At 51.5% G+C, this 10,495-nt stretch carries 14 protein-coding genes; 6 read left to right on the top strand and 8 right to left on the bottom strand.

Annotation, left to right across the window (positions count from 1 at the left end):
* A partial coding sequence (locus Q1K24_RS05015) for a DNA-processing protein DprA (RefSeq protein WP_300366910.1) occupies positions 1 to 437 on the top strand: 437 nt, incomplete at its 5' end.
* On the opposite strand, the gene Q1K24_RS05010 is transcribed toward Q1K24_RS05015, so the two are convergent.
* Positions 424 to 816 (bottom strand): hypothetical protein, encoded by a 393-nt coding sequence (locus tag Q1K24_RS05010; RefSeq protein WP_300366907.1) that lies wholly within the window; start codon positions 814 to 816, stop codon positions 424 to 426. The two genes, Q1K24_RS05015 and Q1K24_RS05010, sit on opposite strands and share 14 nt — an antisense overlap.
* A 63-nt stretch (positions 817 to 879) precedes the next feature.
* On the opposite strand from Q1K24_RS05010, the gene Q1K24_RS05005 reads away from it, so the two are divergent.
* Genes Q1K24_RS05005 through ruvX form a run of 3 tightly spaced genes read left to right on the top strand, consistent with a single transcriptional unit; the run spans position 880 to position 2,155 of the window.
* Positions 880 to 1,425, top strand: a complete 546-nt coding sequence (locus Q1K24_RS05005) for a YbhB/YbcL family Raf kinase inhibitor-like protein (RefSeq protein ID WP_300366904.1) — start codon at positions 880 to 882, stop codon at positions 1,423 to 1,425.
* Positions 1,426 to 1,428: 3 nt separating this feature from the next.
* Positions 1,429 to 1,746, top strand: a complete 318-nt coding sequence (locus Q1K24_RS05000) for a hypothetical protein (RefSeq protein ID WP_300366901.1) — start codon at positions 1,429 to 1,431, stop codon at positions 1,744 to 1,746.
* A gap of 1 nt (position 1,747) precedes the next feature.
* Positions 1,748 to 2,155 carry a Holliday junction resolvase RuvX gene (gene ruvX / locus Q1K24_RS04995; RefSeq protein ID WP_300366898.1) on the top strand — a complete coding sequence of 136 codons (408 nt, stop codon included), beginning with the start codon at positions 1,748 to 1,750 and terminating at the stop codon, positions 2,153 to 2,155.
* A gap of 51 nt (positions 2,156 to 2,206) precedes the next feature.
* On the opposite strand, the gene Q1K24_RS04990 is transcribed toward ruvX, so the two are convergent.
* The 7 genes from Q1K24_RS04990 to hemW all read right to left on the bottom strand — a co-directional run bounded on the left by Q1K24_RS04990 (position 2,207) and on the right by hemW (position 8,533).
* Positions 2,207 to 3,973 carry a GGDEF domain-containing protein gene (locus Q1K24_RS04990; protein WP_300366895.1) on the bottom strand — a complete coding sequence of 589 codons (1,767 nt, stop codon included), beginning with the start codon at positions 3,971 to 3,973 and terminating at the stop codon, positions 2,207 to 2,209.
* Positions 3,974 to 4,078: 105 nt separating this feature from the next.
* Positions 4,079 to 4,867, bottom strand: a complete 789-nt coding sequence (locus Q1K24_RS04985) for an exodeoxyribonuclease III (protein WP_300366892.1) — start codon at positions 4,865 to 4,867, stop codon at positions 4,079 to 4,081.
* A gap of 1 nt (position 4,868) precedes the next feature.
* Complete coding sequence (locus Q1K24_RS04980; RefSeq protein WP_300366889.1) at positions 4,869 to 5,018, bottom strand: hypothetical protein; 150 nt, start codon at positions 5,016 to 5,018, stop codon at positions 4,869 to 4,871.
* Between the two features lie 17 nt (positions 5,019 to 5,035).
* On the bottom strand, positions 5,036 to 6,085 hold the full coding sequence (gene queA / locus Q1K24_RS04975) for a tRNA preQ1(34) S-adenosylmethionine ribosyltransferase-isomerase QueA (RefSeq protein WP_300366886.1): 1,050 nt from the start codon (positions 6,083 to 6,085) through the stop codon (positions 5,036 to 5,038).
* Positions 6,069 to 6,818, bottom strand: a complete 750-nt coding sequence (tatC, locus tag Q1K24_RS04970; RefSeq protein WP_300366883.1) for a twin-arginine translocase subunit TatC — start codon at positions 6,816 to 6,818, stop codon at positions 6,069 to 6,071. Before tatC ends, queA begins: the two co-directional genes overlap by 17 nt.
* On the bottom strand, positions 6,811 to 7,284 hold the full coding sequence (gene tatB, locus Q1K24_RS09760; RefSeq protein ID WP_366903591.1) for a Sec-independent protein translocase protein TatB: 474 nt from the start codon (positions 7,282 to 7,284) through the stop codon (positions 6,811 to 6,813). Before tatB ends, tatC begins: the two co-directional genes overlap by 8 nt.
* 196 nt (positions 7,285 to 7,480) lie before the next feature.
* Positions 7,481 to 8,533 (bottom strand): radical SAM family heme chaperone HemW, encoded by a 1,053-nt coding sequence (gene hemW, locus Q1K24_RS04960; protein WP_300366880.1) that lies wholly within the window; start codon positions 8,531 to 8,533, stop codon positions 7,481 to 7,483.
* A 241-nt stretch (positions 8,534 to 8,774) separates the two neighbouring features.
* On the opposite strand from hemW, the gene Q1K24_RS04955 reads away from it, so the two are divergent.
* Entirely contained in the window at positions 8,775 to 9,260 is a 486-nt protein-coding gene (locus Q1K24_RS04955; protein WP_300366877.1) for an RNA pyrophosphohydrolase, read from the top strand.
* Between the two features lie 19 nt (positions 9,261 to 9,279).
* On the top strand, positions 9,280 to 10,485 hold the full coding sequence (locus tag Q1K24_RS04950) for an aspartate kinase (RefSeq protein ID WP_300366874.1): 1,206 nt from the start codon (positions 9,280 to 9,282) through the stop codon (positions 10,483 to 10,485).
* Positions 10,486 to 10,495: the final 10 nt, after the last annotated feature.

The following is a 10,495-nucleotide window of genomic DNA, read 5'->3' as shown; positions in this document are numbered from 1 at the left end:
GGGAAGGATTGGTACTGAGCCAGTTTGAACCCGATTTCAGGGCGACACCCTGGAGCTTCGTCGTACGCAACGAAGTGGTTGTCGCCCTTGGAGAGGTGTTGGTGGTGGCACAGGCCGATCGGGAGAGTGGGACGATGCGCAGTGTCGAATTTGCAAAGGCGATGGGGAAAAAGATTTTTGTCCTTCCCCATCGCCTGGGTGAAAGCGAAGGAACGAACGATCTTCTGAAAGAGGGTGCCGCCGAAGCGATTTATGACATCGAAACATTCGCCGACATGTTCGGGTCGGGCGAAGGAGAAAAGGATGATGAATTTCTGGCTTTCTGCAGAACCTCTCCATCCTACGAAGAGGCGGCGAACCGGTTTGGCGAGAGACTGTTCGAGGCGGAACTCGAAGGGATCATCGAAATTCGCGACGGACGCGTCACTCTCCTCTGATCTCGTCGTACCGGGCATAGAGATTGCCGATGAGTTCGAACGCATTCTCCCCGTCGGCCGGGTATTCGACAATGCACTCCTCTAACGGTTCGATACCCAATGCCTCCGTGATCGTTTCATTGACCTTCAGTGCCCCGTTCCAGTCGGTTCCGGGTAGAAGGGCGATGAGCTTGCCTTCGATATAGAAGAGCCGGTCGCTTTCACGCAGCAGCGGCAAGACGAGCTCCCGGATGCGTTCTTCGTTCTCTCCCGACAGCGGTATCAGCAGAATGGAGAAGAGTTTCTCGTACCCTTCGTTCGAAAGGCGGTTGATAAAGGTGATGTGATACTCTACCAACGTTTTCAGAAGCTCTTTGTAGCCCAGGATTTTCGATGGCATGAACATGTCCTTGATTCTTTTGCTATATAATACCAAAATCGAGTTATGATACTGGAGATGAAAATGAAAAAACTTTACAGAGTGCTGTTGATTGCGATCGTGCTGCAGGCCGCGCTGGTCGCAGAGGGTTTCAAACTTGAAAGCTCCGACATATCGGAGCAGCTTTCGGTCGATCAGGTCTACAGGGGTTATGGATGTCACGGCAACAATATCTCTCCGGAACTGCGTTGGAGTGGCGAGCCACGTGGTACGAAGAGTTTCGCCGTGACACTCTACGACCCCGATGCACCCACAGGAAAAGGCTGGTGGCATTGGATCGTATTCAACATTCCAGCCAGTGTGCATGAGCTTCCGCGTGGGGCAGGGGATCCGAAAAGAGGGAAACTTCCGAGAGGAGCCGTTCAGAGTATCACCGATTTTGGCACTATCGGATTCGGTGGGGCATGTCCGCCGAAAGGTGACCGTCCCCATCGCTACATTTTCACAGTCTACGCACTGGATGTTGACCATCTTTCGCTCGATCCGAACACCTCTCCGGCGAAGATCGGATCCGTGATCGGGAAGCATGCGCTCGCCAAAGCCTCGTTAATGGCCCGTTACGGACGCTGACCGATGGTCTATCTTCTGGCGGCGTCGATCCTGCTCGCATTTGGAGTGATGCTCTACAGGGCGTATGCCGAGGAGCGTGATATGACGACACTTTTGAAAGGGGCAGTGTTGATCGGTATCGGCATCGTTTTCACGGCATTCAGCCGCTCGATGATTGTCTACAAACCGTTGATGGTTCTGCATATCGCGTTGACACTGCTCTACTGGTACGGTGTGGTGCGCTATCTCGTTCGGCGTGAGATGAACGTTCCTTTTCTGGTGGCTCCGCTGGCGAGTATCGTGCTCTTTTTCGCCGTGGCCTGGATGTTCAGGGAGATATGAGATGGTGAAAGAGCGTCTGGCCGCCGTCGATGTCGGGCTCAAACGAATCGGTGTCGCGATCAGTCTCGACGGGGAGACGGCGATACCGCAGAATCCGATACTGCGAAAAAACCGGGAACAGGCGGCACGTGACCTCGACGCTTTTTTGGAGAGCTGGAAAATCGACCGTCTCATCGTGGGTGTGCCGGAGGGAGGAAGCAGTGCCGGGGAGATGGAGCGCAGGATTCGCCATTTCGTCACGCTTCTCTCTTTCAAGGGGGCGATAGAGTATATCGATGAATCGGGCAGCAGTGTCGAAGCGGCCGAGCTGATGAAAGGTATTACACGCCAGCGGAAAGACGGGCGGCTCGATTCGATTGCGGCGCAACTGATACTGGAGCGGTATCTTCTGAAGAGACGGAGTGGTTAGAACCTGTCTCAAACACTCCCCCTCCTAGGAATGTTTGAGATGGCTTCTGGATCACGATTCGATCATCTCGTCGCTGAACAGCATGACCTGGTTTCTTCCGCTCTCTTTGGCTCTGTAAAGTGCGATATCGGCATATTTGATCGCCTCTCTCAGCGAGGTCACGGTATGATCCGGGTAGAGACTGAGGCCGATGGAAATCGTCTTTTTGATCCGCTCTCCCCTGGCGTAGATGGTTCGTTTGGCAAAATCTTTCCGCATCGTTTCAGCCACTTTGACGGCGCCTTCCTTCGTGCTTTCGTGAAGGAGAACCAGAAACTCTTCACCGCCGTAGCGTACGGCGATGTCGGATGCACGGATATGATCCTGGATGATCAGTCCCAGAAGTTTGATAAACTTGTCGCCCACATCGTGGCCATAGGTGTCGTTGACATGTTTGAAGAAATCGATATCGATCATCATGATGGCGTATTTGGTCTGACTTCTTTTGGCCTGATTGTCGATTTTGTCGATGAACTCTTCGAGGAATTTGCGGTTGTAGAGACCCGTCAACCCATCGAGCAGAGATTGCTCCTTCAGTTTCTGGGTCAAAATTTTGCTTTCAATGACCGGTTTGACATTTTCGAGATAGTAGCGAAGCTCCAGAACCGACTCGCGATAGCGGTCCATTTCGTCTCTGTTTCTGGCGAAGAGCGCGATAATGATCGTCGAGTATTCGTTGATATCGATCGGAATGCAGTAGTAGAAAGCGATTTTGTTCTCACCGGCTATCGACATGGAAGGAAATTCGAAGGCGACTTCGTCGATGTCGATACGTTCGATGTAATCGTTTAACGGTGCCTCGTCCCCCGAGAGATCCTGCGAACGCGATGCCGTCGAATAGATCAGCGTTTTGATCTGCTCTTTTCTGTCGACACTGTAGATACTGAAATGTTCGGCATGGGTGACGTCTCGAACGATCGCAACAATATGGTTGTAGACTTCAAACAGAGAGGGGTCCTTTTCGATCGCATACCGGAATCGGTAGACATTGGCGAGAAGATGCAGTGCTTTGGAGGCACGCTCAAGAGGGTGTTTCGCCTGAATATCGAGATCCCGTATCAGAAGATTGAACCGTTTGACGATGGAATCGATCGAATGCTGGAAAACATTGAGAAGCCGGTTGTAGTTGTCGGACAACTCCCGTATGTCACTGTCGGGAAAGTCGGACGGGATGGTTTGGCTGAAATCCCCTTCGTTGGCTTTTTTCAACGAGTTCGACAATGCATTGATTACACTGCGGTACGGTTTGATGGTGTAAAAAAGAATCAAAAAGAGTACGGTGACCGCGACCAACATAGCAAGAGCGACGTTTTGGACAAACAGGGTCGCACCGGATGTGATATCGCCTGCATCGTATTCAATGCTCAGAGTTCCGAGTACATCCCCTTCCACGGCATTGTGACACCGCATACATCGTGGTTGTTCTATCGAGGTTGCGATGAACGGCACACTGATACGCAAATTTGAGATACGAAACTTTCCGTCGTCTCCAACGAATGGTTTGCCCTGTTCGAAAACGTTTCGGTCGATCGTATCGGCTTCACGGGTCAGGAACCCCGTTTCGCCATACTCCCCGATGAGTGTTTGCGAGCGGGCCACCCAGAATGAGATGATATGACGATCCTGTCGAAGCACTCCGGTGCAGGTTTCCAGCGTTTCCCAGCTTTCGTTGTGCCCATGCAGTGTCAGACAGTCCCGTACCGTTTCAGCCGTCGTTACCAGTGACGATGCCGTTGACTCCAGAAGAAGTTTGCGAATACCCGTGGCGGTCAGCCCCACAATCACAGTTGCCGTTATAAAAAGAATAGCAATTGTGAAGAGAGAAATTTTTTTATCTCGTTTCGGAGTAGGGCTTTTCCAGGGAAATTTCATCACTGGAGAATCCTAAAACTCTCTGAATGTTGCGACAACGGGGGCGTGATCGCTTGGTGTCGGCGATCGTCGCCGCCGGGTCCAGAGATCGACATCGATCGATTCGAGTTCGCTGCAGAGTGTGGGATTGGCGAGAATGTAATCGATACGCATTCCTTCATCCCGCCAGATGCCTGCCGATCGGTAATCCCACCAGGTAAAAGCCTTTTCATCGGGATGGAGCCGGCGATAACAGTCACTGAGACCGGCTGCAAGCAGATTGTTCAACCTCTCTTTTTCACTGGAGAGGAAACCGATGGCTCCTTCGAACACTTCCACGTCGTAAACGTCCGCGTCGCGCAATGCGACATTGAAATCCCCGAGAAGGACGATTTTTTCATACTGTTCCAGAAGCGAACGTGTGTATTCGGTCAATGCATCGAAAAAGGCCATTTTGTAAGTGTGCCGTTCTTCTCCTTCCGGTCCGCCTCTCGGAATATAGCAGTTGAGTATGACCGTATTGCCGACTTTGGCTTCGATCAGCCGTTTTTCACGATCGAGTATGTCGTTGCCAAACTCCGTTTTGACCATTTCGATCGGGAGTTTCGAGCAGATGGCCACGCCATTCAGACGCTTTTGTCCGTTGATGGCGATATGGTAGCCGAGATCCGAGAGTTTGTCGCCCGGAAACTGGTCCGCTTCGCATTTGGTCTCCTGGAAACAGAGAATATCCACATCCCGTTTCTCGGTCAGCCAGCGAAGAATGAGATCGATGCGTGAACGTATGGAGTTGACGTTGAACGAGCAGATTGAAACGGCCATATCAATCTTTCAGCATGTCGTTCATGCGTTTGGTATCGGGATTGTCATTGGGATCCCGTCTGGGTTTGCGAAGTTCCCATACAAGTGTGGCGATCAGACCTGCCGCAATCAATGCGATTGCGGTGATTTTCCACAAAAATTCTGCCGGCATTTCGGATCCTTCCGTCGCTATAGAATCAACATGGCATCGCCATAGCTGTAGAATCGGTATCGCTCTTTGATAGCGATATTATACACTTTCATTGTTGTTTCCAATCCCAAAAACGATGCTACAAGCATGATAAGGGTCGATTTCGGCAGATGGAAATTGGTCAACAGATGATTGACCCGTATCGGAGGATTGCCCGGATGCAGAAAGAGATCGCATTCTCCGAATCTTTTGTGCGTACGGGCGTAATACTCGATCGTGCGTGCCGAGGTCGTACCGATGGCGAGTATCTCTCTGTCGGAATCGATGATGTGCTGCGTGGCCGGAGGAATGTCGTAATATTCGCTGTGCATCGGATGGTCGGTGATCACTTCGGAATCGACGGGCTTGAATGTGCCGGCACCGACATGCAGGGTAACGGGATAGCAGTCGAACTGTTGTCGCATGGTTTCGAAAAGTTCATCCGTGAAGTGCAGCGATGCGGTCGGTGCGGCGACGGCCCCTTCATGCCGGGCGAAAACCGGCTGGTAGAGTGTCGCGTCTTCCGCTCTCTCCTCCCGCTCTATGTAAGGGGGCAACGGGACGTGTCCGAGACGTTCAAGATGTCTCAGTACCGTTTCGAATGGAAGTATGTCGCCGTTTCGATCGGTAAAACGGACAATTCGGCTCCCGTCAGCACAGAGTTCGACCACCTCCGCGCGGAACGAATCGTCGAAAACGAGTTGGGTTCCCGGTTTGACTTTGCCACGTATCAACACGTTGTATCGCTGGGCATCGAGCGGCTTGTTGATCAGAAGTTCGATCCTGCCGCCGCTTGACTTTCGGCCATAGAGACGCGCTTTGATGACTTTGGTGTCGTTGTAGATGATTGCGCACCCTTTCGGGACAAAGTCGAGAATATGGCGAAAAATGGTATGGGTGATATGACCTGTTTTCCGCTCGATAACGAGAAGTTTCGACGTGTCTTTCGGTTTGGCCGGTTCGGTGGCGATCAGTTCCGATGGAAGACGATAGTCGTAACTATCGGTCTTCATCGCATCGGAAAGGGCGCTGTCAGAGAGCCTCTTCATCCTCGTCTTCGATATCTTCAGGTGGTTTGTACGGGTTGACCACTTTGGCGATCAGAATGGAAACACCATACAGAAGGATCAACGGAATCGCCATGAGAAGCTGGGTGACAACGTCCGGAGGGGTCAGGAGCGCCGCCAGCAGGAAGATGAGGATGATGGCATATTTGAAGAAGCTCTTGAGCGTATGGTCGTCGACAAGCCCGAGAAGGGCGAGGAAAAAGGTCAGAACAGGCAGTTCGAAGGCGATGCCGAAACCGACCATGATTTTGGTGAAAAAACCGACATATTCATTGATTTTCGGTGCAACGGTAACGATCTGCTCGGCGAAATTGACCAGGAATGCAAAGCCGTAGGGAACGACGACATAATAGGCGAAAGCGGCCCCGAGAAAAAACATGCCCGAAGCGAAGAAAACGAAGGGCCAGATATATTTTTTTTCGTGTTCGTAGAGTCCCGGAGCGATAAAGAGCCAGAACTGGTAGAGAATGAAAGGAAGTGCCATCAGGAAGCCGGCGAAGAGGGAGACTTTGACAGCCGTGAAAAAGACCTCCGGAACGCCGGTGGCGATCATCATCGACGTATCGGGCAGCACGTTTTTCAGTGGAAGAGTCATCCATTCGAGAATCGGCTCGTAGAAATAGAATGCGACAAAGAAACAGACGATCAGCGCGCCGATCGAATAGGCCAGCCGTTTTCTGAGCTCAGCGATATGCGGTTTGAGTTCGTCAAACATCGGCGTCCTTTCCTTTGGAGGTTTCCGCAGAATGCGGCGGCTCGTCGGCCGGCGGCGCGTAGACGGAGTGGCTGCTGCGTTTTTTCTTCGGGAAGGTCACCGTTTCCCGCTTGGGTTCGATCTTTTCTTTGAGCTCTTCCGCCTCCTCTTCGAGCCGCTCCTCGGATTTTTTGACATTTTCGACTGTTTCGGTCAGATCGTCGAGCGTCGTCAGATCGGCGGTCGTCACCTGTTCGAGCTGCTGGGTCGCTTCGTCGAGCTGTTTTTTGTATTTTAACGCCTCTTCTTTCAATTCGCTGATTTTCAGCTCCTCTTCAAGCGAAGTTTTGGCGTCGTTGACGGTGCGCTTGATGCTGCGGAAAAATTTGGCGATCTGTACCATCGCATCGGGCAGTTTGTCGGGCCCGAGAAAGAGAATGGCGATCACGATAATAAAAAATATTTCACTCAATCCCATGCCAAACATTGCATGTCCTTCTTTCCACTGGGTATTGTTCTGTCGATCGTATCTAGAACCCATCTCAAAAATCCCCATGGCCGGGAATGGCACGCAAACGGTGCGATGACAAGGCGAAAAGCACAAGGCGTGGCCAAAGCCACGTCGAGCAGGTTCTACTATCTGTTTTTCGATTTCAAAGTGGACAAGTCTATCAAAAAAGTGATTAGCCGAGGATAAAAAGAGCGATTTCGTCGCTTAGCAGAAAATCGGGGTTGCAATAGCGGCTTCCGGAGAGAAGAAGTTTTCCCTCCTCTGTGAGCAGATCCGCACGTTCCTGCATCGGGGACTCCAGGATATTTCTGTCGACTCCCACATCGCTGCGCAGGCCCAGAAGAAGTCTCTCTTCGACCATGTCGCTCGCCTGCAGAGGTTCGAAATCTTTGTGGAAAGGTGCATCGATATAGTGTTCGATTGTCGTATGCGGATAATACCTTTTGTGGCCGATGCGCCCCGCAGCACCGCTCCCGACTCCAAGATAGGGTTTGTATTGCCAGTATCCGAGATTGTGTCGGCACGGTTTGCCGTAATTCGAAATTTCGTACTGGTTGAAACCGGCCTGTTCGCAATATTCACGGATTAGACGGGAGGCTTCAACCGACTCCTTCCGCACCTCCGGTCTCTGTTGAAATGGCGTACCCTCTTCGATCGTCAGTTCGTAGGCACTCAGATGGGAGATGGGCAGTTCGAAGGCTGTGCCAAGCTCCTTTTCGATTCTATCCGGCGTATCGAGCATCGTGGCATAGATGATATCGATGGAGATATTGTCAAACCCGAGCGCTGCCGCCCGTTCGACCGCCGCCATCGCCTCCTTGGCTTTGTGGGCGCGTCCGAGAAGCCGGAGTTTGTCGTCGAAAAAACTCTGGACTCCGAAGCTGATTCGGTTGACGCCGAGATCATGCATGCCGGAGAGCCATCTCCTCGATGCACTGTTGGGATTGGCTTCCGACGTGATTTCCGCCCCGTTTTGCAGGAAAGGGTCGACCATTTCGAAGAGCGGTTCAAAAAGAGCGGGATCGATTGTCGAGGGGGTGCCGCCCCCGATGAAGAGCGTTTCGATCGAATGTTTCGAGATTTCGTAGGTTTGCAAATCGTGATGAAGCTGGCGGACGAGGCTCTCCATATAGGTCCCCTTCCGGTCGAATTTGTCGACATAGGAGTTGAAACTGCAGTAATGGCACTTGCTGTCGCAAAATGGGATGTGAATATAAAGAAGCAATTCTCAGTCGTCCTTAATGCTCTTTTTACTACAATCATATCAAAAATTTCGTGCCTGTTTTTGAGATGGACTCCAACTCTGAAAGAGGGCCTGCATATCAAGAGAGTGATTGACACTTCCGGTTTGCATTGGCAGGTCGGGCTGCTTCCGGCTCGCAAGCGGCCCGTTTGGGTTTATCAGGAGCAGCGAAACAGAAGGGACTCTGTTCCTTCGATCTGTTTTTATGAAAGAAGTGAGTTCAATGAATGATCGAAAAGAGAAAAAGTTGAAAAAGTATCGACCCAATGTCGCCGCGATCATTCTATCATCCAAATATCCGGAAAAAGTGGAATTTTTCATTGCATCCAGAAGCGATGTCAAAGATGCCTGGCAGTTTCCGCAGGGGGGCATCGATGAGGGCGAGAGCCCGAGGGATGCACTGTTTCGTGAATTGAAAGAGGAGATTGGTACCGATGAGGTCGAGATCGTCGCGGAATTTCCCGAATGGGTCAGTTACGACTTTCCGGAGATGATCGCGCAGAAAATGTATCCGTTCGACGGACAGCGGCAGAAATATTTTCTGGTTCGGCTGAAGCCGGGCGCAAAAATCGATCTCGAAACGGAAGTACCCGAGTTCGTACAGTTTACATTCGTACCCTATGCGAAAATTTTCGACTATATCACCTATTTCAAGCGTCCCATCTATAAAAAGGTTTTGGACTATTTCAGAAAAAAGGGTTATCTGTAATGTTGCAAAAGGATCCTCTGTGTTGATCGTACAAAAATTTGGCGGTACCAGTGTGGGAGATTTGGAGCGGATCGCCAATGTCGCAAAACGTGTTGCAAGAACGCGGGATGAAGGGCATGATGTGATCGTCGTCGTTTCGGCCATGAGCGGTGAGACCAACAAACTGATCGAATATGCCCATTTCTTTTCGAAGAGACCGGAACGCGAAGCGATGGATCTTCTGCTCAGTTCCGGCGAACGGGTAACGAGCGCACTGCTGAGTATCGCGCTGAACGAAATGGGCTATCCGGCAGTCGCGATGACAGGACGTCAGGCCGGTATCTATACCGACAAGACACACACTTCCGCACGGATCGACCATATCGATCCAAAGCCGATGGGCGATGCGATCAGGAGTGGAAAAATCATCGTGGTCGCCGGTTTCCAGGGCATCGATCCGAATGGCCGTGTGACGACGCTCGGGCGCGGCGGCAGCGATTTGACGGCTGTGGCGATCGCGGGAGCGCTGCACGCCGATCTGTGCGAAATCTATACCGATGTCGACGGTGTCTACACGACCGATCCGCGTATCGAACCCAAAGCGAAAAAGATGGAGCAGATCAGTTACGACGAGATGCTCGAACTGGCGTCGCTCGGGGCCAAAGTACTTCAGAACCGGTCGGTCGAACTGGCAAAAAAGATGGGTGTCAACCTCGTGACACGCTGCAGTTTCAACGACAATCCCGGAACATTGATTACAAAGGAAGAGAATATCATGGAAAAGCCACTCGTAAGCGGTATCGCACTCGATAAAAACCAGTCCCGTGTCAGTCTCAAAGGTGTCGAAGACCGTCCGGGTATCGCCTCCGAGATTTTCAATGCATTGGCGGAAGAGGCGATCAATGTCGATATGATCGTTCAGACGATCGGCGCGGATGGAAAGACCGAAATAGACTTTACCGTACCGCAGAGCGAAATCGAACATGTCAAAAGTGCGCTTGAACGGTTCAAAGATGGAATCGGTGAGATCGAATACAAGGAGGATGTCGCGAAAGTCTCCGTTGTCGGTGTCGGCATGAAGAGTCACAGCGGTGTCGCCGCCAAAGCATTTACAACAATGGCCAAAGAGAATATCAATATCGAAATGATCAGTACGAGCGAAATCAAAATTTCGATGATCATCGACGAGAAGTATGCGGAACTGGCGGTTCGTGCCCTGCACGACGCCTATCATCTTGACAAATGAACAGATTGAG

This window comes from Hydrogenimonas sp. (genome assembly GCF_029932565.1).
Lineage (GTDB): Bacteria > Campylobacterota > Campylobacteria > Campylobacterales > Hydrogenimonadaceae > Hydrogenimonas.
This window is presented reverse-complemented; position numbering and strand designations above follow the sequence as displayed.

Coding starts and splice junctions, on each gene's coding strand:
- Q1K24_RS05010 (WP_300366907.1), bottom strand. CDS start 816: ATGCCATCGAAAATCCTGGGCTACAAAGAGCTTCTGAAAACGTTGGTA.
- Q1K24_RS05005 (WP_300366904.1), top strand. CDS start 880: ATGAAAAAACTTTACAGAGTGCTGTTGATTGCGATCGTGCTGCAGGCC.
- Q1K24_RS05000 (WP_300366901.1), top strand. CDS start 1,429: ATGGTCTATCTTCTGGCGGCGTCGATCCTGCTCGCATTTGGAGTGATG.
- ruvX (WP_300366898.1), top strand. CDS start 1,748: ATGGTGAAAGAGCGTCTGGCCGCCGTCGATGTCGGGCTCAAACGAATC.
- Q1K24_RS04985 (WP_300366892.1), bottom strand. CDS start 4,867: ATGGCCGTTTCAATCTGCTCGTTCAACGTCAACTCCATACGTTCACGC.
- Q1K24_RS04980 (WP_300366889.1), bottom strand. CDS start 5,018: ATGCCGGCAGAATTTTTGTGGAAAATCACCGCAATCGCATTGATTGCG.
- queA (WP_300366886.1), bottom strand. CDS start 6,085: ATGAAGAGGCTCTCTGACAGCGCCCTTTCCGATGCGATGAAGACCGAT.
- tatC (WP_300366883.1), bottom strand. CDS start 6,818: ATGTTTGACGAACTCAAACCGCATATCGCTGAGCTCAGAAAACGGCTG.
- tatB (WP_366903591.1), bottom strand. CDS start 7,284: ATGTTTGGCATGGGATTGAGTGAAATATTTTTTATTATCGTGATCGCC.
- Q1K24_RS04955 (WP_300366877.1), top strand. CDS start 8,775: ATGAATGATCGAAAAGAGAAAAAGTTGAAAAAGTATCGACCCAATGTC.